Genomic DNA, 25727 nt, shown 5'->3' with positions numbered 1-25727 from the left:
CCGCGGAGAGCGCGTGAACCGCGGCCCCGGGCACGGCGCGGGTGTCGGCGGGGCCCCTTCGCCGGGCAGCGCGATCAGGGCCGCTCCGCGTCCCGGGTGCGAGTCGCGCGGCCCCCGTGCGTCAGCCACTCCCCCACGAAAGGCAGCCTCATGACGGACACCCCGCCCGCCACCACCACGGACTCCGGCGCGCCGGCGGAGAGCGACGAACACTCGCTCACCGCGGGCCCGGCGGGCCCGATCCTCCTCCAGGACGCCTATCTCATCGAGCAGATGGCGCAGTTCAACCGGGAACGCGTCCCCGAGCGGCAGCCGCACGCGAAGGGCAGCGGCGCCTTCGGCCACTTCGAGGTCACGCACGACGTGAGCGCCTACACCAAGGCGGCCGTCTTCCAGCCGGGCACACGCACCGAGCTCGTCGCCCGCTTCTCGACCGTCGCGGGGGAGCGCGGCAGCCCGGACACCTGGCGCGACCCGCGCGGCTTCGCCGTGAAGTTCTACACCAGCCAGGGCAACTACGACGTGGTCGGCAACAACACGCCGGTGTTCTTCGTGAAGGACCCGATGAAGTTCCAGCACTTCATCCGGTCGCAGAAGCGGCGGGCGGACAGCAACCTGCGCGACCACGACATGCAGTGGGACTTCTGGACCCTCTCGCCGGAGTCGGCCCACCAGGTCACCTGGCTGATGGGAGACCGGGGCATCCCGCGGTCCTGGCGCCACATGAACGGCTACACCTCGCACACCTACATGTGGATCAACGCGAAGGGCGAGCAGTTCTGGGTGAAGTACCACTTCAAGACCGACCAGGGCATCGAGTGCTTCACCCAGCACGAGGGCGACCAGATGGCGGCGGCCGACACCGACTACCACACACGGGACCTCTTCGAGCACATCCGTGAGGGCGACTTCCCGAGCTGGACGCTGCACGTGCAGGTCATGCCGTACAAGGACGCCCCGGGCTACCGGTTCAACCCGTTCGACCTGACGAAGGTGTGGCCGCACGGCGACTACCCCCTCATCCCGGTCGGCCGCATGACCCTGGACCGCAACCCGACGGACAACCACGCAGAGATCGAGCAGGCTGCCTTCGCACCCGCCAACATGGTCCCGGGCATCGGCCCGAGCCCGGACCGCATGCTGCTGGCCCGGCTGTTCTCGTATCCGGACGCCCAGCGCTACCGGATCGGCGCGAACTACCAGCAGCTCCCCGTGAACGCCCCGGTCGTCGACGTCCACAGCTACTCCAAGGACGGCCAGATGGCCTACCGGAAGAAGTCCGACCCGGTCTACGCGCCGAACTCCAAGGGCGGCCCCGCCGCGGACACCGAGCGGTTCGGCACCCCGCCCAGCTGGCAGACGGACGGGGCGATCACCCGCAGCGCCTACGTCGACCACGCCGAGGACGACAACTGGACCCAGCCGGGCACGCTGGTGCGCGACGTCATGGACGACGCCGCCCGTGACCGGCTCGTCGACAACGTGGTCGACCACCTCCTCAACGAGGTGACCGAGCCCGTGCTCAAGCGCGCCTTCGAGTACTGGTCGAACATCGACAAGACCACGGGTGAACGCATCGAGCGGGGGGTGCGGGCGAAGGCGGGCGAGAAGGACTTCAAGGCCGCCGAGCAGAGCAATCCCGCCCGGCAGTCCATGCAGGGCAAGGCCTGACCCGGACCCTCCGCGGGAGACCTCCGGTCTCCGCTCTTCGTCGACGCGGGGCGTGCGCCACCCGGCACACGCCCCGCGTCGCGTCTTCCGCGTCATGCCCCTCACTTCGCCACGACGACAGTGACTGACATCGCCTGTGTTACGGTCGATGACAGCGGCTGTCATCAATCATGGGCCGCCCTTGCACAGGCATGACTGGAGGATTCTCATGCGCGTTTTCGTCACCGGCGCCTCCGGCTGGATCGGCTCAGCCGTCGTTCCCGAGCTCATCGGGGCGGGTCACCAGGTCGTGGGCCTCGCCCGGTCGCACGCCTCGGCCGACGCGCTCACCGCGGCCGGGGCCGAAGTGGTCCGCGGCACCCTCGACGACCTCGACGTCCTGCGGGGCGCGGCCGCCGGCTCGGACGGGGTCGTGCACCTGGCCTTCAAGCACGACATCGCCTTCTCGGGGGACTTCAAGGGCGCGGGCGAGGCGGACCGACGGGCCGTCGAGGTGATGGGGGAGGCGCTCGCGGGCTCCGGCCGGCCGTTCACGATCGCGTCCGGGACTCCCGCGATTCCCGGGCGGGTGGCGACCGAACGCGACGGCCACGACCCGGATCTCGCCGCGGCCGCCCGGGGCGACGCCCAGCACGTCCGGGCGGCCACCGCCGAACTGACCCTTTCCCTGGCGGCCCGTGGTGTCCGCTCCTCCGTGGTGCGGCTGGCCCCGACCAATCACGGCGAGGGCGACAACGGGTTCGTTCCGGCCCTCATCGGGATCGCCCGCGAGAAGGGAGTCTCCGGATACATCGGGGACGGAACCAACCGCTGGTCGGCCGCGCACCGTCTCGACTCGGCGCACCTGTTCCGCCTCGCCCTGGAAAAGGCTCCCGGGGGCTCGACGCTGCACGCCGTCGCGGAGGAGGGCGTCCCCGTCCGGGACATCGCCGAGGTGATCGGCCGGCGGTTGGGCCTGCCGGTGGTGTCGGTCCCGGCCGCCGAGGCGGGCGCCCACTTCACGTGGCTGGCGGGACCGTTCGCGGCCAACCGCGCCGCGTCCAGCGCCCTCACCCGGGAGCTGCTGGGGTGGCGGCCGCTCCAGCCGGGGCTGGTCGAGGATCTCGAGCAGGGCCACTACTTCGAGTAGCGCCCCGGTCCGGGCTTCAGACCAGTTCGGGCCGCGGCTCCGCGGGGCGCGGCGGTTCCGGCTGCCGCACCGCCGCGGCCTCGGACTCCCACCGCCTGGTGGTGCGCATGTATCCGAGGACCACGGAGGCCATCGCGAGGACGAGCAGCGGCCCGGCGACCCACGGGTGCCCGGCCATCCGCTCCGGCAGGTAGCGGTACGACACGAGCAGTGCGGCGAACACTGTGGTGCCGTGGGCGACCAGCCCGACGCCCGCACGGTCCCAGCCCCGGGCGAACGAGCGCATCGCGGCCTCGACGGTGAGCGCGAACACCACGCCGGCGACGAGGTCGGCACCGTAGTGGTAGCCGAAGCCGAGCGTCGCGGTGAGCGTGGCGGCCAGCCAGAAGGCACCCGCGAACCGCATGGGCCCGGAGCCCTTGCGGGAGTGGATGAACAGCGTGGTGGCCCAGGCCGTGTGCAGGCTGGGCATGCAGTTGCGCGGGGTGATGTCGTCGAAGGGGATCGCGTGCGGGGCGCCGCCGGGTGGCGGCGTGTGCGGCCACAGGTTGGCCACCGCCCACTGGCCGCCGTCGGCGCCGTAGGCGAAGACCGGTCCGACGACCGGGAAGATCATGTAGACGGCGGGTCCGAGCAGGCCGATGACGAGGAAGGTCCGCACGAGGTGATGGCTCGGGAAGCGGCGCTCGGCCGCCACGTGACGCAGCTGGTACAGCCCGACGAGCGCCGCGGCCAGGGGCAGCTGACCGTAGACGAGGTGGAGCACGTGACCGCCGACCGGTTCGGTGGCCTCGACGAACCGGCCCACCAGCCAGGACGGGTTGCCCAGTGCCTGGTCGGCGGTGGCCACGTACGGGTCGAGCACCGCCTTGCGGGTCTCCGAGGTGATGAGCAGCCAGGTGTCGCCGGTCTTGTGCCCGGCCACCAGCAGCAGGCCCAGCCCCGAGCCCTTCAGCAGCAGGGCTCGCTCGTCGCCCGTACGGCGCGTCACGGCGACGACCGCACAGCCCAGGACCACCCACAGCGCGCCGTTGCCGAAGTTCATGCCGGCGCCGACCGCCCAGCGCACCAGCCAGAAGAGGACGTCGATGCCGATCGCCGCACCGGCCGCGATCAGGCGCTGGCGCCAGGTCAGCACCACCATCGTCAGGGCGAGCCCGGCGTACAGCAGCGGTCCCGAGTCGGGCGCGAAGATCACCTCTCGCGCCTGTTCGGTGATCGGGCCCCGCTCGCCGTAGTGGCGGGCGGCGAACTCCAGCGCGACGAGGAACCCGAGGGTCACCACACCCGCCGCGGTCCAGAGCACGGCCCGCGGCCGGCGCCGGACGGCGAACAGGGGGCCGGGGTCTCTGCGCGACGATATTCGTGTGGGTGTGGTCTTCACTTGTTTGGCCCGTTTGCTAGGGGTCGGACACATGGGTCACTCGTACGGATCGTCACGAGTTCGAACATGCTAACGGCACAGGTTGCCTAATCATGTTAGGAAAGCCCATAATCTTCCACGGATGCGGCGCAATCGATGCGGAGGACGGGTGTGGCGCGGGTAGGGCTGACGACCGAGGGCCTGATCAGGGCCGGGGCCGAGACGGCCGACGAGATCGGTTTCGAGCGCACCACTCCGACGGAGCTGGCCAGGCGGTTCGGGGTGAAGACGGCCAGCCTGTACTCGCACGTGAAGAACGCCCACGACCTCAAGACCGGGATCGCGCTGTTCGCTCTGGAGGAGCTGGCCGACCGTGCCTCCGAGGCGGTGGCCGGCCGAGCGGGCAAGGACGCGCTGATCGCTTTCGCGAACGTCTACCGCGACTACGCCCTCGAACACCCCGGCCGCTTCGCCGCCACCCGGTTTCCCCTCGACGCGGAGGCGGCGGCGTCCGGCGCGGGCGTGCGGCACGCCCAGATGTCGCGTGCGATCCTGCGCGGATACCACCTCGCGGAACCGCACCAGACGCACGCCGTGCGGCTGCTGGGCAGCGTCTTCAGCGGGTACGTCGGCCTGGAGACGGCCGGGGGCTTCAGCCACAGTGCCCCCGGCTCCCAGGAGAGCTGGACGGAGATCCTCAACGCGCTGGACGCCCTGCTGCGGACCTGGCCGACCAGTTCCTGAACCGGCCCCCGCCCCGGGTGCCGACGTGGTCCGCGCCGGGTGTCAGGACCGCGCGGCGGTGAGGGAGAGCGCGTACAGGGCCGTCGAGGCGAAGTCGTCCGCCGGTTCCACCGTCTGCCAGGCCCGCACGTCGTCGACGTAACCGGCGCCGCGGCCGTCGAACTCCGACCACGACCCGCCCTGAGGGGCGAAGGAGCAGGGACGGGCCCCGTCGAAGGTGTCCGGTTCCTTCAGCAGGTCCGCGTCGTTCGGACCGTTGACGACGGCGCCCCGCAGGATGTCTCCGCGGCCGGTGCGGCTCATGGCCAGGTTGGCGACCTGGTGCTGGAGGCAGTGCGGGTAGAGGTCGCCGGCGCCCACGACGAAGCTGGTGCCCCAGGCGTTGGCCCCGAAGACCCACGCCAGTTGCCGCGCGGCGAAGTCCTCGTACCGGTGGTCACCGGTGACACGGGCGTACAGTTCGGCGGTCGCGAGCAGACCGAAGGTGTTGGGCACCGCGTCGAAGTCACCGGGTACGACGCCCGACCGGAAGGGGTCCGAGGCCGCCCGTTTCCTTCCCGTCTCCACCTGCCGCCGCAGCTCCGCCTTCAGCGCGGCCGCGAGGCCTGCGTCGGGGTGGGCCGAGGTGAGCACGTCGGCGTGGGCGAGGGCGCTGACGTCGGCGGGGCCCAGGATGCTGCCCCGCTCCTCCCGCAGGGCCGCGCGGGCCCAGGCGACCGCCTCGCCGCTCCACCGTGAGCGGCGCGCGTCACCCAGCGCCTCGGCGCCGCGGGAGAGTTCGACGGCCGCCCACTCCATGTCGTCGCGCCAGGAGTTCTCCTGGTAGTAGTCCGCGGGCGTGGTGGTGACCAAGGCTCCGCGGCCGGGCCGGGTGTTCGCCCGCGCGTAGACGGCGGCCGCCTTGTCGAGCCACGCACGGGCCTCGGCGGGGTGCTCGGCGGCCTCGGTCTGCGCGGCGAGGGCGAAGGCTGCGCTCACCCGGCCGGCGAGGTTGGGACTGACGGGCTCGCCGGGTTCGTTGGCCCGGAAGACGGGCCGGTACTTGATCAGGTAGTCGGCGTCCCCCGGCGCCACGGTGAGCCGGTCGTCCTCCTCGGGCAGCCGCCACACGTCGTGGTCGCCGCGGACCTCCTCGCCGCCGGACCCGAGCCCGACCTGCGCGTAGAGCGTGCCCGTCTCCCCGTCCCACATCCGGTCCAGCCACCGCAGGCCGTGACGTGCCTCCTCCCGCAGCCCCGGCACCGAGGGTGTGTCGCGGACGGCGCTCAGCATCTGTGCGACCACGTAGGACGTCGTGTGCGTGAACTTCAGGAAGTCGCCGGCGTCGAACCACCCGCCCGACACGTCCACGGAGCCGGCGGCCTCGGACGGCTGCGGACCGGCCGTCGTCCCGTCGGCCGCCGGCCCGGTGCGCGGCGGCTCGTAGACGCGGGCCCGCTCGTCGGTCAGGTGCGAGGGCGCCCGCCCGGTGACGTCGGCCAGAACGTCCTCGCCGTCCCGCTGCGTGCCGAAGAAGCGCACGGTGTCGGCGCGCAGCGGGTCCAGCAACCGCCGGGCCGGCGCCACCCGGAAGCGGGTCTGCGCGCCGGCGTCCGCGCCGACCAGGCGCAGCCGGTAGGTGCCGGTGCGGTCGACCGACGACAGGTCGATGGCGCGCACGGCCGTGTACGTGCCGTTCCAGCCGCCGAGCGAGGGGCCGAGGCGGCCGTGCCCGGCCCTGTTCCCCCGCTCGTCCAGGACTTCGAACTCCGCGTCGGCCAGTTGCTTCCCGTCGCCCATGACGTAGGCGAACTTCTTCTCGCCGGTCGCGTATCCGACCTGGTTCACACGGATGGCCGCCGGTGCGTGGCTGTCGCCTGCCTCGGAGCACGCGGTGAGGCAGCAGGCCGCCAGCGCGGCGGCGGTCACGGCCGGCCCGGTGCGTCCCGGCGGCGAGAAGAAGTGGTTCATGGTGGACAGTCTGGTCGACGGCACCACCGCGGTGCGGACCGAGCCTCCGATCCGGGACCACGGGGCCGCGAGAACGGACGTTCGGGCGGGATAGGCTCTGACCTGCCAGCCCACCCGGACCGTCACAGGAGGAGTCGGCCATGGGCCCACAGGACCCGCAGGAGGCACCGGCCGCCCAGGACACGGCCGTGCGGCTCCGGTCGATCGGCCACGAGTTGTCGGACCGCTTCCTCGAACGGGCCGACGTCGTACGGACGTTGCTGGTGACGCTGCTGGCCGGCCAGCACTCGCTGCTGCTCGGCCCGCCGGGGACGGCCAAGTCCGAACTGGCCCGGGAACTCACCGGCAGGATCGTGGGAGCGTCGTACTGGGAGATCCTGCTGTCCAAGTTCACCGCGCCGACGCGGATGTTCGGCCCCGTCGACGTCGCCGCGCTGGCGCGCGGGGAGTACCGCCAGGTCTACGAGGGGCGCGCCACCACCGCGCACGTCGCGTTCATCGACGAGATCTTCAAGTGCTCCACGGCGGCCCTCAACGAGACGCTGGGCTTCCTCAACGAGCGGATCTACCACCCCGAGAGCGGCGGCGAGCCCGTCCGCTGCCCCCTGATCGGGGCCATCACGGCGAGCAACGAGCTGCCCGACGGCGAGGACTCGGCCGCCATCTACGACCGGCTGCTGGTGCGCATCGAGGTCAAGTACCTGGAAGACCCGTCGAACTTCGCCGCCCTTGTCCGCTCGGCGGTCGACCGCCCGGCACCGCGGGAGCGGACCACCGTGGAACTGGCCGCGCTGCAACGGGCCGTGGCCGAGGCCGTCCCCGCCGTGGAGGTGCCGGACGGCATCGTGGACGCGGTGTGCACCCTGCGGGCCGCCCTGCGCCGCAAGGAGCTGATCGCCTCCGACCGCCGCTGGCGGCAGGCGGTGCGCCTGCTCCAGGCGTCCGCGTTCCTCGACGGGCGGCCCGCGGTCGCCGAGAGCGACCTGTCGGTGCTGACGCACGTGCTGTGGGACTCCCCCGCCCAGCGCCCGACGGTAGAACGCGAGGTGCTGCACCTGGTGAACCCGGACGCCAAGGAGGCCCTCGACCTCGCCGACACCATCGACGAGCTGGAGACCCAGCTGGACGCGATGGCCGGGCAGTCCCGCGAGGCGCTGAGCGAGTGGGTCATCAAGAAGGCCCACCACCAGCTGGCCACGGCGGGCAAGCGGCTGGAGAGACTGCGCGAGGACGCGGTGGTCGCCGGCCGCTCCACCTCCGCCATCGACCGGGTCACCGGCCGCCAGCGCGCGGTCCGCGCCCGGGTGCTCACCGAGGCCCTCGGCGTGGACGCGAGCACGGTGCAGGCCCAGCTCTGAGCGGGAGCGGACGACACCGTGGACGACGACGCGCACGCGCACCCGGACGCCACCGAGGACGGGGCGGCGGGCCGGCTGGGCGAGCTGGCCGACCATGCCGGGAAATGGCTGGCCCTGTCGGCCGCGGCTCCCGCCCGGCACACCGGCGCCGTGGTCGCGGACCGTTTCGACCGCATCGCCTGGCACGACACCTACGAGCAGTCCGCCGCGCTGCGGGAGCTGGCCGGGGAGCTGGGCGAGCGGCACGCGTACACCGCGGACCTCCTCACCGACGTCTTCCTGGCGGCGTACAAGGCCGCCCCGCGCCTGCGGCAGCCCGCCGAGATGGAGCACTCGCGGCTGGTCAACCATCGCGTCGTCGCCGCCCTGCTGGAGTCGCCGGACTTCGCCGAGCTGCACCGGGAGACGGCCGGTGACCCGTACGCCGCCGCCCTGGCCGTACTCGCGCAGGGCACCGCGCTGCGCCGGATGCTGGACGACGCCCGGGACGCCCGCCCCCGGGACGAGCGGGCGGGCCGGGCGCGGCGGGACGCCCGGGACGCGGCGACCGCCGTGGCCGAGGCACTGCGGCAGGCCGCCGACGAGGCCGACGAGGACGGCACCGTGCCGGGACCGGCCGCCCACGCCGTACGACAGGCGGTCGAGGCCGCGGAGGCCGCCGCGCGCCGGGCCGACGACGAGTCCGGCCAGGCCCTCGCGCCGGCGGCACCCGGCGTCCGCGCCGCCGCGCGGCAGGCGGTGGCGAGGTCGGCGGCGGCCGTACGGGAGGAGGCAGCGCTGATGCGGGCCTGGGGTGTCGGGTCCGGCGAGCTGGAGCGGATGCCCTTCGACGAACGCGCTCGGCTGGCCGAGCGGCTGCGCACCGGCCGGCTCGCCGAGTGGGCCGAACTGATCGGCCGTTTCCGGCAGATGGCCGACGGGGAGCGGGCCCGCAAGGTGGAGAACGCCACCGGAGAGCTGATCGGGGTCACCCTCGGCGACGACCTCTCCCGGGTCGTCCCGTCGGAGCTGGCCAATCTCGGACTGCCGGGACTGCGGGCGGTCTTCGCCGCGCGCTACGCCGCCAAAGAGCTGATGCTCTACGACAGCCAGGGAGAGAAGGCCACCGGCCGGGGCGCCGTCATCGCGTGCGTGGACACCTCGCACTCCATGTACGAGGCGGGCCCCGGCGGCATCACCAGGGAGGCGTGGGCGAAGGCGTGCGCGCTGGCGCTGCTCGACCAGGCCCGCCACGCGGGGCGCGACTTCGTCGGCATCGTCTTCTCCGCCGCCGACAAGCTCCGGGTCTTCCGCTTCCCGGCCGACCGGCCCGCCGATCTCGGCCGGACCCTCGACTTCGCGGAGACGTTCCTGGGCGGCGGCACCAGTTACCAGCGGCCGCTGACGGCGGCGGGCGAACTGCTCGAGGAGGAGTTCAACGCCGCCGCCCGTACGCGCGGGGACATCGTGATGCTCACCGACGACGACTGCGGCGTCACCGAGGAGTGGATGCGCGGCTGGAACGACGCCAAGCGCCGACTGGGCTTCCGGGTCTTCGGCGTGGGCATCGGCTCCCCGCGCGTCGCGGCAGCGGGCTCGGTCCTCGAGGCCCTGTGCGACAACCTCCGTTCGGTCGAGGACTTCACCGACGTCCACGCCGCGGCCGACCTGTTCCGCGTGATCTGACCCCCTCACGCCTCGCGGCCGTCAGGGTTTGCGGGCGACCGCCCCGTACATCGCGATGTCCTCGTCCCGGATGCCCTGCTCGCCCGAGCCGTCCGGACGCCACTTGTGGACCTGGACGATGCCGGGTTCGGCGAGCTCCAGGCCCTCGAAGAACTCGTGGGCCTCGTCGAGGGTCCGCAGCCGCATCGGCATGCCGCGGGCGGCGTACTCGCGCGCGACCCTGCCCACCTCCTCGGGGGCGAACTCGGCGGTGCCGATGGTCATGGCAAGGTAGCTCCCCGCGGGCAGCGGCTCCAGGAGGCGGCGGACGATGCCGACCGCGTCGTCCTCGTCCAGGACGAAGTGCACGATCGCGATCACGGTGAGCGCGACAGGCTCGCTCAGGTCCAGGGTCTTGCGGAACTCTTCGGAGTCGAGGACGGCTTCCGGGTGCTGGAAATCCGCCTCGATGTACGTCGTGCGGCCCTCGGGCGTACTGGACAGCAGCCCCTGGGACAGGGTGAGGACGATCGGGTCGTTGTCCACGTAGACGACCCGCGAGGCGGGGGCCACCGACTGCGCTATCTCGTGCAGATTGGGCGAGGTGGGAATACCGGTGCCGATGTCGAGGAACTGGCGTACGCCCGCCTCCTCGGCCAGCCATCGCACGGCGCGGTTCATCCAGTCCCGGTTGGCGCGCATGTGGACGGGCAGGGCGGGCCATTCCCGGGCCATCGCGTCACCCGCCTCGCGGTCGGCGGGGTAGTAGTCCTTGCCTCCCAGGATGTAGTCGTAGATCCGCGCCGAGTGCGCGTGCTCGGTGTCGATTCGGTCGGCAGGCCATCCGCTGTCGGACAACGTCCGCCCCTCTCCGTCGGGTGGTTGGTACGAGTGGACTCCCGGTCGTGGCCTCACAGCTCCTTGCGCAGCGCGCCCAGGAGTTCCTCGGTGCCCCGGGCCGGCACCGCCTGGGCGCCCAGGCGGTCCAGGGCTTCGCGGTAGACGACCACGTCGTCGGTCTTGTCCAGGTAGACGGCGCCGACGAGCCCGCCGAGGTAGACGATGTCGGGAAGCTCGGGAGCCCGGAACCGGAACAGGTCGTACGCGCCGGCGCGCATGGCGGGGTGCGGGCCGCCCGCGAACGGCATGATCTGGAGCGTCACGTTGGGCAGCCGGCCCACCTCGATCAGATGGTCCACCTGCTGCCGCATCACCTCGGTGCCGCCGACAGGCCAGCGCAGCACCGTTTCGTCCATCACGACCCACAGACGGGGCGGGGAAGGCCGGGTGAGGATCTCCTGGCGCCGCATCCGCAGGGCCACCCGCCGCTCGGTGGCCGCGGAGGAGGCGTGCGGGTTGCCGGCACCGAGCAGGGCCCGTGCGTACGCCGGGGTCTGCAGCAGGCCGTGCACGAACCCGGGCTCGTAGGCGCGGATGTGCAGGGCCGCCTGCTCCAGGCTCAGGTATGCCGCGAACCAGTCCGGCATGACGTCGCGGTAGGTGTGCCACCAGCCTCTTTTGTTGGCCTCCCGCGCCGACTTCAGGAAGGTGTCGATCTCCTGCTGGTCCCGGACGCCGTAGATCTGGAGCAGCTTCTCCACGTCGGGAAGGCGCAGCCGGGCCACCTTCGCCGCCTCGAGCCGGCGGATGGTGGAGTGGCTCACCCCGATGGCCTCACCGGCCTGCTCGAAGGTGAGACCGGCACGGGTGCGCAACTCCTCGAGCTGTCTGCCGAGGATCATCCGCAGCACGGAGGGGGCTCCGCCCCAGTCGGTCTCCGCGGTCACACCGTCACCCTTTCACCGTCCCGTGCCCGGGACCCGGCACACGAGTCTGTCACGCAAGCTGCTGCCGCAGGAGCATGCATCCGGACAGCTGCAAATTTCAACTTGGCGGTTGCGCACGGTTGTTGAGGGGTGACACAGTGACGACACCGCCCCCTGCCTTCCTCGACCGACGACCAGGACCGTTCCTTTTCGGCCACCCGCCGACCTGCGGGACGGTCGTGCCTGACAACGTTTCCCCGCCGTCCGTCGCGGCCAAAGGACACTCCCCCCATGGACCTGCAGCACGCTCGCGATCCACGTCCCTCCGCGGCCACCGTCCGCGACCGCTCCCGCCCGTCCGGCGCCGCCGCCCGTCCGCCCCGTCGACGCACCCCGGCCCCCGCCTCGCTCCGCCTCCCGGTCGGTGTGCACGCCGGGCTGGGGCACGACGCCGTGGGCACCTCCGCCGCCCACGGGGAACGCATCCTGGCCCGCCTGCCCCGCGCCGGCTGCGTGTTCGCCGACGGGGAGCGCTGGTGGTGGATCGTCCCGTCCGGCTCCGACATCGGGGTCGCGTGGCCGTTCGGCACCCACTACGTCGTCGGTGAGCCCTCCTGGACACGGCCGCGACCCGCGGGCGGGCCGGCCGGTCCGCGCCTGGTCCACGGCCCCGACGGAGGCTCGCCCTACACGGCGCCGCTCCCGCTGTACTTCGTCGTCTGCCACCTCGCCGGTGTACCACCGCGCTGGTCCACCGCTTCACCTTCCGAACCCGGAGCGCCTTCTTCCGATTGATCTCGTTCAACTAGTTGACATGTTCAGGGAAGGACACGAGGCTGCAACTCCCCCCACACCAAGGAGGACCGTGTGCTTTCCCCACGCAAGCTGACGGCGTCCCTGGCCGTCGCGGCGTCGATCGGTGCCGTCGCCGTCCTCGTCGGGCCGGCCGAACCGGCTTCGGCGGTACCGGACACCATCCCGCTCACCCTGAAGAACGAGTCGGGCAGCACCGAACCGGTCTACGTGTACGTGATCGGCACCGAACTCGCCTCGGGGCAGCAGGGATACGCCGACGAGAGCGGCACCTTCCACGCCTGGCCGGCCGGCGGCGCCCCGCCGGTCCCGGCCCCGGACGCCTCGTTCACCGGCCCGGCAAACGGCGGGTCAAAGACCGTTCGGCTTCCGAAGTTCTCGGGGCGGGTCTACTTCTCCTACGGCGAGAAGCTGGACTTCCGGCTCGCCGAGGGCGGACTCGTGCAGCCCGCCGTCCAGAACGCCGACGACCCCAACCACGACACCCTGTTCAACTGGACCGAGTACACGCTCAACGACTCCGGGCTGTGGATCAACTCCACCCAGGTGGACATGTTCTCGGCGCCCTATTCCGTCGGGCTGACCGCGGGCGACGGCTCCACGAAGCAGACGGGTTCCCTGAAGCCCGGCGGCTACAAGGCGGTCGCCGACGGGCTCACGCGGCAGGGCGGCGGCTGGGAGGGACTGGTCCAGACCCGGAGCGACGGCTCGCCGCTGCGCGTCCTGGCCCCGGGGCACGGCATCGGCTCCGGCGACCTGCCCGCCGGCGTGATGGACGACTACATCGACCGCGTATGGAGCAAGTACGGCGCCGAGACGCTGACGGTGACGCCGTTCAAGGAACAGCCGGACACGAAGTTCTACGGCAGGGTGAACGGCGACCGGATGGACTTCACCGACGGCGGCGGCGCCGTGGTGACGTCGTTCGAGAAGCCGGACTCCGACTCGGTCTTCGGCTGCTACAACAAGCTCGACGCCCCCAACGACCAGGTGCGCGGACCCATCTCGCGGACGCTGTGCGCCGCGTACAACCGCTCCACGCTGCTCAGCAGCTCCGAGCAGCCCGACGCCGACGCCTCCGGCTTCTACCAGGACGACGTCACCAACCACTACGCCCGCCTGATCCACGCGCAGATGCGGGACGGCCGGGCGTACGCCTTCGCCTTCGACGACGTCGGCAACCACGAGTCCCTGGTGCACGACGGCGACCCCCAGGACGCCGCGATCACGCTCGAGTCGTTCGACTGACCGATCCCGGCCGGCCCCACCCGCGCCCGGAACCGCGAACACCTTCCCCCCACCTCGGCGCCCGCTCCCCCACCGTGGGAGCGGGCCCACGAAACGGAGAGACATGGCCTCCCCACGACTGCTCCGCAGTTGCCTTCTCGCCACCCTGTCCGCCACCCTCGTCGCGGCCGCGGCCGTGACCCCCGCCCAGGCGGAGCACCGGCCGCAGTCCGCCGCGGCGGTGACGTTCTCCGACACGTTCGACGGACCCGCCGGATCCGGCGTCGACACCGCCAAGTGGCAGCTGGAGACCGGTGACAACATCAACAACCACGAGCGGCAGTACTACACGCCCGGCACCGACAACGCGAAGCTCGACGGCCAGGGCCACCTGGTGATCGAGGCACGGCGTGAGAATCCGGGCAACTACCAGTGCTGGTACGGCACCTGTGAGTACACCTCCGCACGCCTGAACACCTCCGGCAAGTTCACCGCGACGTACGGCCACGTCGAGGCCCGGATGAAGATCCCGCGCGGGCAGGGCATCTGGCCCGCGTTCTGGATGCTGGGCCAGGACATCGGCGAGGTCGGCTGGCCCGCCTCGGGCGAGATCGACGTCATGGAGAACGTCGGTTTCGAGCCGTCGACGGTCCACGGCACCATCCACGGCCCCGGCTACTCCGGTTCGGGCGGCATCGGCGCGGGCTACACGCTGCCGGGCGGCGAGGCGTTCGCCGACGCCTTCCACACCTTCGCGGTGGACTGGGCGCCCAACAGCATCACCTGGTCGGTCGACGGCAACGTGTACCAGACCCGTACGCCGGCCGACCTGAACGGCGGCGAGTGGGTCTTCGACAAGCCGTTCTTCCTCATCCTCAACCTCGCGGTCGGCGGCTACTGGCCCGGCGACCCCGACGGCTCGACCACGTTCCCGCAGCAGCTGGTGGTCGACGAGGTGAAGGTCACCACGAGCGACGGCTGACGGGCTCCGGCGGTACGCCGCGCGCCGCCCGGTCCGTGGCCGGACGGGTCTTGTGACCGGGCGGCGCGTGCCCTCCCCGTCTCAGAGAGAGGTCGTTGGAGCGACGTCGGCGGCCGGGGCGTCCTCGTCCGGGGCCGCCGGAGGCGGAAAGATCAGGTCTTCGAGCGCGTCCGCGGCGAAGAGGAAGGCCATCATCACGACTGGCAGGAGCAGCGCGAGCAGAATCACAGGACCTCCCGGCGGGTCGGTCTGTGGGCTTCGTGGCCCGGCTTCAAGGATGGACCCGAATGGCGGAACTCGCACGGCGGGAGGGTCCCGGACCGTTACGGAGGGGCCGACGGCCGCGCCCTGACCGAGGCACCGGAACCACTCCGGCACCACCTGTGGTGATCCTTTGGCCAGTCGTTCATGCATATGCAGAACGAATGTGCGGGACCGTCTCGGCACTACCTCTGCCCAGGGCATGCCGTTGAGTACGTATGGAACCTCCCATCGAGATCAGCCACAGCGCCGTCGGCGACTGGACCGTCGTGGAGATCCGCGGAGAGGTGGACGTGTACACCGTGCCGACGATCAAGCAGTTCGTGATCGAGCGGCTGGCGGACGGCCTCCGCCGGTTCGTCGTCGACCTGCGCGGCGTGGCGTTCATCGACTCCGTGGGCCTGGGTGTGCTGGTCGGCGCGCTCAAACGGGTCCAGTGCGTGCACGGCGAGCTGAAACTGGTCATCACCGACGCCAACACCAAGCAGCTCTTCGCCCTGACCGGCCTGCGGCACGTCTTCCCGATCTACGACTCGGTGTACCAGGCGCGACGAACGTCGTAGCCGTCGCAGACACGAGTGCCCTTTCGGCCAGGTCTGCCCGCAGGCCGGTGGCGGCCGAACACGGTGATGGCCGAAGACCCACCCGCGCACGGCGAGGCCGTCTTGACTGGCTGCTCGCCCGCCCCCATTCTCACCAACACCCCGTCGACAACTCCCCAGAGGTGACCGTGAGAAGCCTCAGACCCTGGGCTGCCGTCTGCGCAGCCATCGCCTTCGCCCTTCTCACCACCACGCTCACCCCCGCCTCCTCCCCCGCGGCGGCCTCCCCGCCGGGCGGGCCGGCCTTCTCGCCGCACTCCGCCAGGGCGGCACTCGCCCGCCTGCTGCCGCGGCACGCCTCGCAGATCACGCTGGTCCCGGCGCGCCGCCCGGCCTCCGGCGACTGGTTCGGCGTCTCCGGCCGCGCCGGCCACGTCCGGGTCACGGGGACCAGCCCGGCCGTGCTCCTGAGCGGGGTCAACTGGTACCTCAAGTACACGGCCAAGGTGGACGTCGGCTGGCCCGGACGCAGCACGGCGAAACTGCCGCGCACCCTTCCCGCACCGGACGGCACCGTCCGCCGGCACGCCTCGGTGCCGCATCGCTTCGCGCTCAACGACACCGACGACGGCTACTCGGGTGCCTACCGGGACTGGGCCTCCTACGAGAGGCAGATCGACCTCCTCGCGCTGCACGGGGTGAACGAGGTGTTCGTCCAGATGGGCGCCGACGCCGTCTACTACGAGACCTTCCGGGAGTTCGGCTACTCGAAGAAGGAGCTCAGAGCCTGGATCCCCGGTCCGGCGCACCAGCCGTGGTGGCTGATGCAGAACATGTCCGGCTTCGCCGGTCCGGTCTCCGAGCGGCTGATCGAGGACCGGGCGGCACTCGGCCGCAGGATCGCGAACCGGCTGCGCGAGCTCGGCATGACGCCCGTACTGCCCGGCTACTACGGCACCGTGCCGCCGGGCTTCACGGAACGGAACCCCGGCGGCACGGTGGTCCCGCAGGGCGAGTGGGTCGGCTTCGACCGGCCCGACTGGCTGGATCCCCGCACGGGAGTGTTCTCCAGGGTCGCCGCGGCGTTCTACCGCCATCAGCGCGAGCTGTTCGGCGACTCCGAGATGTACAAGATGGATCTGCTGCACGAGGGCGGCCGGCCGGGGGACGTGCCCGTCGGGGACGCCGCCCGGGCCGTGATGAACGCGCTCCAGACCGCACACCCCGGCGCCGTGTGGACCCTGATCGGCTGGCAGAACAACCCCTCGCCACAGATCATCGACGCCGTCGACAAGAGCAGGCTACTCATCGTCGACGGCCTGTCCGACCGCTACGACGGTCTCGACCGCGAGACCACCTGGCACGGAGCGCCCTACGCGTTCGGCACGATCCCCAACTTCGGGGGTCACACCACCGTCGGCGCCAACACCGCCGTGTGGGCCGAGCGTTTCGACCGGTGGCGCACCAAGCCCGGCAGCGCGCTCGCGGGCATCGCGTACCTTCCGGAGGGCACGGGCGGCAATCCGGTCGCCTACGAGCTGTTCACCGAACTGGCCTGGCGCAGTGCCCCGGTGGACCACTGCGCCTGGTTCGCGGCGTACGCGGAACGCCGGTACGGCCGGCCCGACCCGCACGCGGCCCGGGCCTGGGAGTTGCTCCGCACGGGCCCGTACAGCATGCCGTCCGGCAAGTGGAGCGAGGCACAGGACAGCCTCTTCACCGCCCGCCCGGGGCTGACGGCCACCTCGGCGGCCAGCTGGAGCCCCGGCGCGATGCGCTACGACCCGGACACGGTGCGCGAGGCGCTGGCCGAACTCCTCCAGGTCGCACCCTCGCTGCGTACGACCGACGCCTACCGCTTCGACCTGGTCGACGTCGCCCGTCAGGCGCTGGCCAACCGCAGCCGCTCACTGCTGCCGGAGATCAAGGCAGCCTACGACGCCGGGGATCTGCCCGGATTCCGTGCGGGGGCCGCCGAGTGGAAGAGCGATCTGGCCCTGCTGGACCGGCTGCTCGCCACCGACACCCGCTTCCTCCTCGGCCCGTGGCTGGAGGACGCCAGGTCCTGGGGACGCACCGCGGCGGAGAAGGACGCCGCCGAGTTCGACGCCCGCTCCATCCTCACCACCTGGGGCCACCGGTCCGGCAGCGACTCGGGCGGACTGCGGGACTACGCCAACCGGGAGTGGTCCGGGCTGGTCTCCGACTTCTACGCGATGCGCTGGACGACGTACCTCGACTCCCTCGACACCGCGCTGGTCACCGGCCGGCCACCGGCCGCCGTCGACTGGTTCGCGCTGGAGAACGCCTGGAACCAGCGGCACGACCGCTATCCCGTCGAGGCCTCGGGCGACCCCGTGGCGACGGCCGCCGAGGTGCTCGAGGCCCTGCCCACGACGGTGCCGTCGGCGCCGGCCGCGTCCGGGAGGGCACGGTGAGGCGCGTGAGCGGCCAAGCCGCCGGGCTGGTCGTGGCGGTGCTGAGCGGTCTGGCGCTGGCGGTGTCGTCGACGACCGCGCAGGCCGCGGCCGACGGCCCCGACGTCATCGCCCACCGCGGCTCCTCGGGCATGGCACCCGAGAACACCGCCGCCGCCATCGACCTCGCCGTCCGCCAACGCGCCGACCACGTCGAAATCGACGTCCAGCGCACCAAGGACGGCAAACTCGTCAACTTCCACGACTGCACCATGGAACGCACCACCGACATCGAAGACCTCTACCCGGGACGGCCCAGCTACCGCGTCTCCGACTTCACCTGGGACGAACTGCGCCGCCTCGACGCCGGCTCCTGGTTCCACCCCGACTACACCGGCGAACCCCTCATCACCCTCGACACCGTCATCCGCCACATCCAGCACACCCGCACCGGACTCCTCGCCGAGATCAGCCCCTGCGGCCAGTACGGCACCACCATCGCCACCGACCTCGCCGACGCACTCCACGACAAACCCCACTACGTCCGCACAGCCCTCGCCCACCACCGACTCGCCGTCCAGTCCTTCCAGACCGACGACGCCCGCACCTTCCACAGCACCCAGCCCGACATTCCCATCGGCATCCTCGACGCCGACCGCCCCACCGACACCGAACTCACCCAACTCAGCCAGTGGGCCGACCAGATCAACCCCCAGCACACCGTCACCGACCAGGCCCTCGTCGACCGCGTCCACCAACTCGGCATGACCATCAACGTCTGGACCGTCGACGAACCCGGCGCCATCCGCAAAATGACCGCCCTCGGCGTCGACGGCATCATCACCGACTACCCCCAGACCCTCACCCAGCGGGGGTGACGCCGCGCTGGCTTCCGGCCGCTGGCACGGTGTGGAATGGCCCGATGAGTGATTCCGCAGCGCGCGCCGAGCGCCCCGAGCGTGCCCGTCCCGCCGCACAGAGCCTCACCGGTGTCGGGCTCGCCGTCCTCGATCCCGCCGGACGGGTGCTGCTGGGACTCGGTCACGACCGGCGCTGGGAGCTGCCGGGCGGGAAGGTGGACGCGGGCGAGGACTTCGAGACGGCCGCCGTCCGGGAGCTGGCGGAGGAGACCGGGCTCGTGGTGTCTCCCGCGGACGTGCGGGTACTGGCGGTACTCGTCGACGGCGTGGGCGGACTGACCCGGGTGACCGCCGCGGCCGTCACCGAGCGGGCGACCGGTACGCCCCGGGTCACCGAGCCCGACAAGATCGAGCGCTGGCAGTGGTTCGCCCGCGAGGCCGTTCCCTCGGCGCTCTTCCCGCCGTCCGCCTCGGTCCTGGACTGCGTCTGGCCCGAGGCGGAGCGGCGGGGCGCCGCAAGGGTCCGGCACTACGCGCTGGCCGACCCCGTCGTGAACGGCAGCACGAGCCGGGACGGGCGCGCCGCGTCGCGGTAGGTGCCCTCACCTCGCCCCGGGACTCCTGACCGCGGGCGGGGCCGCCGCATGCATTGACATGGACGCGTCCCGGCGCAACGCTGAGAGCGCTCTCAGAATCGGTACGGACCAATTCCCCCACACCCGCACGGAGGTGGAGAGTGCTCTCCCGACTCAGACACCGTCTGCTCGCCGTGGCCGCGGCCGCAGGCCTGACCGGCGCCCTGCTCACGTTCGGTGCCGCGCCGCCCGCGGACGCCGCGGTGCCCGCCACCATCCCCCTGAAGATCACCAACAACTCCGCCCGCGGCGACGCCGTCCACATCTACAACCTGGGCACCTCGCTGACGACGGGTCAGCAGGGCTGGGCCGACGAGAACGGCACCTTCCACGCCTGGCCCGCCGGCGGCAATCCCCCCACGCCCGCCCCGGACGCGTCCATCCCCGGACCGGCCGCCGGACAGACCAAGACGATCCGCATCCCGAAGCTGTCGGGACGCATCTACTTCTCCTACGGCCAGAAGCTCGACTTCCGGCTGACCACCGGCGGCCTGGTCCAGCCCGCCGTCCAGAACCCGAGCGACCCCAACCGCGACATCCTCTTCAACTGGTCCGAGTACACGCTCAATGACGGCGGGCTGTGGCTGAACAGCACCCAGGTCGACATGTTCTCCGCGCCCTACACGGTCGGCGTGCAACGCGCCGACGGCGGTGTGACCAGCGCCGGGCAGCTCGAGCCCGGCGGCTACCACGGAGTGTTCGACGCGCTGCGGGCGCAGCCCGGCTGGGGCGGGCTGATCCAGACCCGGCCCGACGGCACCGTGCTGCGGGCGCTGGCACCGCTGTACGGAGTGGAGACGGGGGCGCTGCCCGCCTCGGTGATGGACGACTACATCAACCGGGTGTGGCAGAAGTACGCGACGACCACGCTCACCGTGACACCCTTCGGGGACCGGCCCGACATCAAGTACTTCGGGCGTGTGTCCGGCAACGTCATGAACTTCACCGACACCTCGGGCGCGGTCGTCACCAGCTTCCAGAAGCCGGACGCCTCCAGCGTCTTCGGCTGCCACCGGCTCCTGGACGCGCCCAACGACCAGGTGCGCGGGCCGATCTCCCGCACACTGTGCGCCGGCTTCAACCGCTCGACGCTGCTGAGCAACCCCGACCAGCCCGACTCCTCGGCGGCGGACTTCTACCGGGACTCCGTCACCAACCACTACGCCCGGATCATCCACGAGCGCATGGCCGACGGGAAGGCGTACGCGTTCGCCTTCGACGACGTCGGCAACCACGAGTCGCTGGTGCACGACGGCAACCCGGTCGAGGCCCGGCTCACCCTCGCCCCGCTCGACTGACCCGTCGGCGGGTACGAGTCCGCCCCCGTCCCCCGCCGGTGCGGTGGGGGACGGGGGCGGTCCGGTGTCAGGCGCCGGGCAGTACGCCGGTGCGGGCGACCTCGGAGTACCAGCGGGCGCTGGCCTTGGGGATGCGGGTGCCGGTCGGGTAGTCGACGTAGACGGCACCGAAGCGCTTGCTGTAGCCGTGGGCCCACTCGAAGTTGTCCAGCAGGGACCACAGGAAGTAGCCGCGCACGTCCGCGCCGTCCAGGATGGCCCGGTGGACGGCGGCCAGGTGGTCGCGTACGTAGGCGATCCGGGCGGGGTCGTTGACCTGGCCGGCGGGGTCGGCGTAGTCGTCGAAGGCGGCGCCGTTCTCGGTGATGACGAGCGGCACCCTCGGGAAGTCGGCGGACAGGCGGCGCAGCAGGTCGTACAGGCCGCTCGGGTCGACGGCCCAGCCCATGGCGGTGGTGTCGCCGGGCGGCTGGTGGAAGGCGACCCGGTCGGCTCCCGGCCAGGGGCTGTGGGCGCTGTTGCCGTGCCCGTCGGAGGTGTGGGTGGCGCTGCCGTCCGTCTCGGACACGACGGTGGGCGTGTAGTAGTTGACGCCGAGGAAGTCCAGCGGCTGGTGGGCCTGGCGCAGGTCGCCGTCCTGGACGAAGGACCAGTCGGTCAGCTCGGCGGTGTCCTTGAGCAGGTCCTCCGGGTAGGCGCCGTTCAGCATGGGGCCGGTGAAGACCCGGTTGGCGAGCGCGTCGATCCGGCGGGCCGCGTCGACGTCGCCGTCGCCGCCGGAGAGCGGGCGGACGTGGTGGACGTTGAGCGTGACGGACACCTGGGCGTCGGCGCGCACGCGGTCGCGCAGGGCCTGGACGGCCAGCCCGTGCGCCAGGTTCAGGTGGTGGGCGGCGCGCAGGGCGGCGACCGGGTCGGTGCGGCCGGGGGCGTGCACACCGGAGCCGTAGCCGAGGAAGGCGCTGCACCAGGGCTCGTTGAGGGTGGTCCAGGTCTTCACCCGGTCGCCGAGGGCGTCGGCGGCGAGGGCCGCGTACTCGGCGAACCGTTCGGCGGTGGCGCGCTCGGGCCAGCCGCCCGCGTCCTCCAGCTCCTGGGGCAGGTCCCAGTGGTAGAGGGTGGCGACGGGCTGGATGCCCTTCTCCAGCAGCTCGTCCACCAGACGCCGGTAGAAGTCCAGGCCCTTCTGTACGGCGGGGCCCCGGCCGGTGGGCTGGATGCGGGGCCAGGCGAGGGAGAACCGGTAGGCGCCCAGGCCGAGTTCGGCCATGAGGGCGACGTCCTCGCGCCAGCGGTGGTAGTGGTCGGTGGCGACGTCGCCGGTGTCGCCGTTGCGGACCCGGCCGGGCGTGCGGGCGTAGGTGTCCCAGATGGAGGGGGTGCGGCCGTCTTCCGCGGCGGCTCCCTCGATCTGGTAGGAGGCGGTCGCGGAGCCCCAGAGGAAGCCCTTGGGGAAGGTGCGGGCGGCGTCCGGGGCGGAGGCGGTCTGCTGTGCTGCGGTGACCACGTAAGTCCTTTCAGTGGTGGGTGAGTGCGCGGGGCGCGCGCCCGGTGAAGTGGTGGCGTACGGCCCGGACGGCGCGGGGCCGGGCCGCACGGCGGCGGGTCAGCCCTTGACGGCGCCCGCCATGATGCCGCTGACGATCTGGCGGCCGAAGACGATGAACATCGCCAGCAGCGGAAGCGTGCCGAGCAGCGCGCCGGCCATGATCAGGGACTGGTCGCGCACGTAGCCGGCGCTGAGCTGGGTGAGCGCGACGGGGACGGTCGGGTTGGTCATGTCGAGGACCACGAACGGCCAGAAGAAGTCGTTCCAGGCGTGCACGAACGTGATCATGAACAGGACGGCCATCGCGGGGCGCGCGATGGGCAGCACGATGCTGAAGAAGATCCGCAGCGAGTGCGCCCCGTCCACGCGTCCGGCCTCGACGAGTTCGTCCGGCAGCGCCTCCGTCAGGTACTGCCGCATGAAGAACACGCCCACCGCGCTCACCAGCGTCGGGAAGATGACGGCGGGCAACTGCTGCGACCAGCCGAGGTCCGCCATCATCATGAACAGCGGTACGACGGCGAGCTGCGGCGGCACCATCATGGTGCCGATCACCAGCATCAGCAGGGCGTTGCGTCCCTTGAACCGCAGTTTGGCGAACGCGAACCCGGCGAGCGTCGCGAACAGCACGGTGGACAGGGCGATCACCCCGGCCACGATCAGGCTGTTGATCATGGCCTTGCCCATCGCCGCCTCGTCCCAGGCCCGGGCGAGGTTGCTGAACAGGTTCGGGCCGGGCAGGAACGGGGGCGGGGTCTGGCTGACCCGGGTGTTGTCGGTGGACGCGGCCACCATCGTCCAGTACAGCGGGAAGATCGACAGGATCGCCATGATGGCGAGCAGCACATAGGCGAGGGGGCCGGCGTGGTGCTGGCGGCCCGCGCGCTGGCGCAGCAGCCGGCGGCCGCCGCGGCCGCTCGCCCTCACGGCGGGGGTCCGGGCCGGGGCGTCGGTCCGGGCCGGGAGACTTTGGGTGGTCATGACGGCTCCAGGTCAGGACGTACGGGAGCGCAGGCGCTTGACGACGCGCTGCACGACGAAGACGAGGACCAGCAGCATGAACATCGCCCAGGCGACGGTCGCGGAGCGGCCCATCTGGTAGTTCTTCCAGCCCTCCTCGTACAGCAGCAGGCCCAGCGTCTGGTACTGGTTGTCCGCGCCGCCGGTGACACCGTTGGGCCCCTGGCCGAAGATCAGCGGCTCGCCGAAGAGCTGGGTGGCGCCGATCGTGGAGAGCACGATGGTGAAGACGATGGTGGAGCGGATCCCGGGCACGGTGACGTGGATGAACTGCTGCCACCGGGTGGCACCGTCGAGGGAGGCCGCCTCGTACCGGTCGGCGGGGATGGCCTGCATCGCGGCCAGGTAGAGCAGCGCGTTGTAACCGGTCCAGCGCCAGATGACGATGGTGGAGATGGCGATCTGGGCGGGCCACTTGTCGGCCTCCCAGTCCACCGGGTCGATCCCGACCGAGCCGAGCGCCCAGTTGATCATGCCGAAGTCGCGCTCGAAGATCATGGTGAAGACGAGGGCGGCCGCGGCGACCGAGGTGGCGTAGGGGACCAGCGAGGCGACCCGGAAGAACAGCGAGGCGCGCATCCGGTAGTTGAGCAGGTGCGCCATGCCGAGCGCCATCAGCAGCTGCGGCACCGTGGAGATGACGCCGATGGTGATGGTGTTCTGCAGCGCGTTCCAGAACCGTGAATCGCCCCACAGCTCCACGTAGTTGTCGAACGCCACCCACTCCATGACATCGAGGGTGGCCAGCTCCACGTCGTGCAGGGAGATCCACGAGGTGTAGATCAGGGGGTAGAAGCTGAACGCGGCGAAGATGATGAAGAACGGCGCGACGAACGCGTACGGGGCGCCCTTGATGTCGAGCCGGTGCCAGAGCGCGCCGCGCCGCCGGGGAGCGTCCCCGCCGCTCGTCCCGGGGGACGGACGCGGAGGCTCGCCCCCGGTCAGGGGCTTGGTGGTGGAGGTGGCCACCGGACTTCCTTCCTGAGAGCGGATCGATGTGCGGGCCCGCGCCGGGCCCGCCGGCCAGGACCTGGTCCTGGACGCGGGCGGGCCCGGCCGGCCTCGGGAGCGGAGCGTCAGCCGACCGCCTTCTCGATGCGCTCCCCGGTGGTCTTCCACGCCTCGTCACGCGTGGCGTCGCCCTGCTCGATCAGGGCCAGGCCCTGGGAGAAGGTGTCCTTGATCGTGCCGTCCTTGCGGCCGAGGACCTGCTTGTCCGGGATCTCCTGGGCGGCCGCTCCGAAGATCTGACCGATCGGGGCGCCGCTGAAGTACTCGGACTTGGCGTCCTTCACCTCGGGGCTGTCCAGCGCCGTGCGCGAGGAGGGGATGTTGCCGATCTCCTTGAAGATGTGGGCCTGCTGCTCGGGCGCGGTCAGCCAGGCGACGAGCTTCTTGGCCTCCTCCTTCACCGGGCTCTGCTCGACCACACCGAGGAAGGAGCCGCCCCAGTTGGCGCCCTTGGGAGCCTTGGCCACGTCCCACTTGCCCTTGTTGGCGTCGCCGGCCTTCTCGCTGATGTGGCTGAGCATCCACGCCGGGCACACCGCGGTGGCGAAGGTCCCGTTGGCCAGACCCGGGTCCCAGCCCGGCTGGAACTGGCGGAGCTTGGCCGTCAGACCGTCCTCGGCCGCGTCGGCGGCGAGGTTCCAGGCCTCCTTGACGGCCGGATTGGTGTTGTAGATCAGCTTGCCGTTCTCGTCGTAGTACTGCTCGGGGTAGCCGTAGACCATGGCGTTGAACAGGCCGCTGGCCGCGTCCATGTAGGCCACGTCGCCGCCCTTGAAGCCCTTCTTGAAGGTGCGGCCGACCTCGACGTACTTGCTCCAGTCGCCCGCCCAGAGCTTGGCGACCTCCTCGCGGTCGGTGGGCAGGCCCGCCTTCTCGAAGTAGTCCTTGCGGTAGCAGACGGCCATCGGGCCGATGTCGGTGCCCAGGCCCAGGACCTTGCCGTCCTTGGTGGTGATCTGGGACTCCTTCCACGGCAGGAAGTGGTCCGTGCCCTCGACCTTGGAGAAGTCGGCGAACTTGTCCGCCTGGGTCTCGGTGATCTCCTTGGCGCGGCCGATCTCGATGCCCTGGATGTCCTTCAGGCCCTTGCCCGCGGCGAGCCTGGTCTGCAGTGCGGTGTAGTAGGTCTGCTCGTCACCGGCTATCTCGGCCTTGATGTCGACATTGGGGTTCTCCTTCTCGTACTGCTCGAGGAGGCCCGTCTCCTTGATGCCCATCACGCCGTACATGCCCATGGTGATGGTGACCTTGCCGTCCTTCTTGCCACCGCCGGTGGCCGAGTCGTCGCTGCCGCCGCAGCCGACGACGAGTGCCAGCGCGCCGACGGCCGCGGCCGTCGCCACCGCCCTTCTGCGCAACGAACCGAAAGTGCCCATGGATCTTCCTCCTAGCGACGGCGCTGACACATCGGAGTGACGAGTTCTGCGATGACTACTGCGATGGCTACAGCGATGAAAGACAGCGGCTCGAACACGGGGTGGGAACGT

The 25727-nt window shown here is 71.4% G+C and carries 21 protein-coding genes and 1 pseudogene; 13 read left to right on the top strand and 9 right to left on the bottom strand.

Annotated elements, in window-relative coordinates; translation table 11 throughout:
- Window positions 1-150: 150 nt before the first annotated feature.
- Together NI25_RS36195 and NI25_RS36190 are read left to right on the top strand one after the other, a co-directional pair.
- Window positions 151-1671 carry a catalase gene (locus tag NI25_RS36195; protein WP_061446522.1) on the top strand — a complete coding sequence of 507 codons (1521 nt, stop codon included), beginning with the start codon at window positions 151-153 and terminating at the stop codon, window positions 1669-1671.
- Window positions 1672-1879: 208 nt separating this feature from the next.
- Window positions 1880-2800, top strand: coding sequence for an SDR family oxidoreductase (locus tag NI25_RS36190; RefSeq protein ID WP_061446521.1), 921 nt, complete (start codon window positions 1880-1882; stop codon window positions 2798-2800).
- A gap of 16 nt (window positions 2801-2816) precedes the next feature.
- On the opposite strand, the gene NI25_RS36185 is transcribed toward NI25_RS36190, so the two are convergent.
- A complete protein-coding gene (locus NI25_RS36185; protein WP_420710817.1) occupies window positions 2817-4106 on the bottom strand; it encodes a phosphatase PAP2 family protein in 1290 nt (429 codons plus the stop codon).
- Between the two features lie 228 nt (window positions 4107-4334).
- Between NI25_RS36185 and NI25_RS36180 the strand changes: the two genes are divergently transcribed.
- Complete coding sequence (locus NI25_RS36180; RefSeq protein WP_061446519.1) at window positions 4335-4907, top strand: TetR/AcrR family transcriptional regulator; 573 nt, start codon at window positions 4335-4337, stop codon at window positions 4905-4907.
- A gap of 42 nt (window positions 4908-4949) precedes the next feature.
- On the opposite strand, the gene NI25_RS36175 is transcribed toward NI25_RS36180, so the two are convergent.
- Window positions 4950-6857 (bottom strand): glycoside hydrolase family 9 protein, encoded by a 1908-nt coding sequence (locus NI25_RS36175; RefSeq protein WP_061447253.1) that lies wholly within the window; start codon window positions 6855-6857, stop codon window positions 4950-4952.
- 140 nt (window positions 6858-6997) lie between these two features.
- On the opposite strand from NI25_RS36175, the gene NI25_RS36170 reads away from it, so the two are divergent.
- Together NI25_RS36170 and NI25_RS36165 are read left to right on the top strand one after the other, a co-directional pair.
- Window positions 6998-8215, top strand: coding sequence for an AAA family ATPase (locus NI25_RS36170; protein ID WP_061446518.1), 1218 nt, complete (start codon window positions 6998-7000; stop codon window positions 8213-8215).
- An 18-nt stretch (window positions 8216-8233) separates the two neighbouring features.
- On the top strand, window positions 8234-9880 hold the full coding sequence (locus NI25_RS36165) for a vWA domain-containing protein (protein ID WP_061446517.1): 1647 nt from the start codon (window positions 8234-8236) through the stop codon (window positions 9878-9880).
- A 21-nt stretch (window positions 9881-9901) separates the two neighbouring features.
- Here NI25_RS36165 and NI25_RS36160 read toward each other — a convergent pair whose 3' ends face one another.
- Window positions 9902-10717 carry an SAM-dependent methyltransferase gene (locus tag NI25_RS36160; protein ID WP_061446516.1) on the bottom strand — a complete coding sequence of 272 codons (816 nt, stop codon included), beginning with the start codon at window positions 10715-10717 and terminating at the stop codon, window positions 9902-9904.
- Window positions 10718-10770: 53 nt separating this feature from the next.
- On the bottom strand, window positions 10771-11646 hold the full coding sequence (locus tag NI25_RS36155) for a helix-turn-helix domain-containing protein (protein WP_061446515.1): 876 nt from the start codon (window positions 11644-11646) through the stop codon (window positions 10771-10773).
- A gap of 270 nt (window positions 11647-11916) precedes the next feature.
- Here NI25_RS36155 and NI25_RS36150 point away from each other — a divergent pair, with 270 nt between their 5' ends.
- The 3 genes and pseudogenes from NI25_RS36150 to NI25_RS36140 form a co-directional block, all read left to right on the top strand.
- Entirely contained in the window at window positions 11917-12420 is a 504-nt protein-coding gene (locus NI25_RS36150; protein ID WP_061446514.1) for a hypothetical protein, read from the top strand.
- Between the two features lie 72 nt (window positions 12421-12492).
- Window positions 12493-13686: a glycoside hydrolase family 64 protein gene (locus tag NI25_RS36145; protein WP_061446513.1), complete on the top strand. Its 1194-nt coding sequence runs from the start codon at window positions 12493-12495 to the stop codon at window positions 13684-13686.
- A gap of 103 nt (window positions 13687-13789) precedes the next feature.
- A pseudogene (locus NI25_RS36140) lies at window positions 13790-14641 on the top strand (glycoside hydrolase family 16 protein); the annotation flags it as partial.
- Between the two features lie 87 nt (window positions 14642-14728).
- Here NI25_RS36140 and NI25_RS38990 read toward each other — a convergent pair.
- On the bottom strand, window positions 14729-14875 hold the full coding sequence (locus NI25_RS38990; protein WP_061446511.1) for a hypothetical protein: 147 nt from the start codon (window positions 14873-14875) through the stop codon (window positions 14729-14731).
- Window positions 14876-15126: 251 nt separating this feature from the next.
- Here NI25_RS38990 and NI25_RS36130 point away from each other — a divergent pair, with 251 nt between their 5' ends.
- The 5 genes from NI25_RS36130 (at window position 15127) to NI25_RS36110 (ending at window position 20660) form a co-directional block, all read left to right on the top strand.
- Window positions 15127-15471 (top strand): STAS domain-containing protein, encoded by a 345-nt coding sequence (locus tag NI25_RS36130; protein WP_061446510.1) that lies wholly within the window; start codon window positions 15127-15129, stop codon window positions 15469-15471.
- Between the two features lie 167 nt (window positions 15472-15638).
- A complete protein-coding gene (locus NI25_RS36125) occupies window positions 15639-17888 on the top strand; it encodes an alpha-N-acetylglucosaminidase (protein WP_233520811.1) in 2250 nt (749 codons plus the stop codon).
- Between the two features lie 5 nt (window positions 17889-17893).
- Window positions 17894-18745, top strand: coding sequence for a glycerophosphodiester phosphodiesterase (locus NI25_RS36120; RefSeq protein WP_233520810.1), 852 nt, complete (start codon window positions 17894-17896; stop codon window positions 18743-18745).
- A 44-nt stretch (window positions 18746-18789) separates the two neighbouring features.
- Window positions 18790-19323: a nucleotide triphosphate diphosphatase NUDT15 gene (locus NI25_RS36115; protein WP_061446508.1), complete on the top strand. Its 534-nt coding sequence runs from the start codon at window positions 18790-18792 to the stop codon at window positions 19321-19323.
- A 140-nt stretch (window positions 19324-19463) separates the two neighbouring features.
- Window positions 19464-20660 carry a glycoside hydrolase family 64 protein gene (locus NI25_RS36110; RefSeq protein ID WP_061446507.1) on the top strand — a complete coding sequence of 399 codons (1197 nt, stop codon included), beginning with the start codon at window positions 19464-19466 and terminating at the stop codon, window positions 20658-20660.
- A gap of 67 nt (window positions 20661-20727) precedes the next feature.
- Here NI25_RS36110 and NI25_RS36105 read toward each other — a convergent pair whose 3' ends face one another.
- The 4 genes from NI25_RS36105 to NI25_RS36090 form a co-directional block, all read right to left on the bottom strand.
- Window positions 20728-22167: a GH1 family beta-glucosidase gene (locus NI25_RS36105; RefSeq protein WP_061446506.1), complete on the bottom strand. Its 1440-nt coding sequence runs from the start codon at window positions 22165-22167 to the stop codon at window positions 20728-20730.
- A gap of 99 nt (window positions 22168-22266) precedes the next feature.
- Window positions 22267-23190: a carbohydrate ABC transporter permease gene (locus NI25_RS36100; protein ID WP_061446505.1), complete on the bottom strand. Its 924-nt coding sequence runs from the start codon at window positions 23188-23190 to the stop codon at window positions 22267-22269.
- A 12-nt stretch (window positions 23191-23202) separates the two neighbouring features.
- Entirely contained in the window at window positions 23203-24198 is a 996-nt protein-coding gene (locus NI25_RS36095; protein WP_061446504.1) for a carbohydrate ABC transporter permease, read from the bottom strand.
- A gap of 107 nt (window positions 24199-24305) precedes the next feature.
- On the bottom strand, window positions 24306-25616 hold the full coding sequence (locus tag NI25_RS36090) for an ABC transporter substrate-binding protein (protein WP_061446503.1): 1311 nt from the start codon (window positions 25614-25616) through the stop codon (window positions 24306-24308).
- Between the last annotated feature and the right edge of the window lie 111 nt (window positions 25617-25727).

This window comes from Streptomyces sp. CCM_MD2014 (genome assembly GCF_000772045.1).
In the GTDB taxonomy this organism is placed as follows: domain Bacteria; phylum Actinomycetota; class Actinomycetes; order Streptomycetales; family Streptomycetaceae; genus Streptomyces; species Streptomyces salinarius.
This window is presented reverse-complemented; position numbering and strand designations above follow the sequence as displayed.

Coding starts and splice junctions, on each gene's coding strand:
- NI25_RS36195 (WP_061446522.1), top strand. CDS start 151: ATGACGGACACCCCGCCCGCCACCACCACGGACTCCGGCGCGCCGGCG.
- NI25_RS36190 (WP_061446521.1), top strand. CDS start 1,880: ATGCGCGTTTTCGTCACCGGCGCCTCCGGCTGGATCGGCTCAGCCGTC.
- NI25_RS36175 (WP_061447253.1), bottom strand. CDS start 6,857: ATGAACCACTTCTTCTCGCCGCCGGGACGCACCGGGCCGGCCGTGACC.
- NI25_RS36170 (WP_061446518.1), top strand. CDS start 6,998: ATGGGCCCACAGGACCCGCAGGAGGCACCGGCCGCCCAGGACACGGCC.
- NI25_RS36150 (WP_061446514.1), top strand. CDS start 11,917: ATGGACCTGCAGCACGCTCGCGATCCACGTCCCTCCGCGGCCACCGTC.
- NI25_RS36130 (WP_061446510.1), top strand. CDS start 15,127: ATGGAACCTCCCATCGAGATCAGCCACAGCGCCGTCGGCGACTGGACC.
- NI25_RS36115 (WP_061446508.1), top strand. CDS start 18,790: ATGAGTGATTCCGCAGCGCGCGCCGAGCGCCCCGAGCGTGCCCGTCCC.
- NI25_RS36100 (WP_061446505.1), bottom strand. CDS start 23,190: ATGACCACCCAAAGTCTCCCGGCCCGGACCGACGCCCCGGCCCGGACC.
- NI25_RS36090 (WP_061446503.1), bottom strand. CDS start 25,616: ATGGGCACTTTCGGTTCGTTGCGCAGAAGGGCGGTGGCGACGGCCGCG.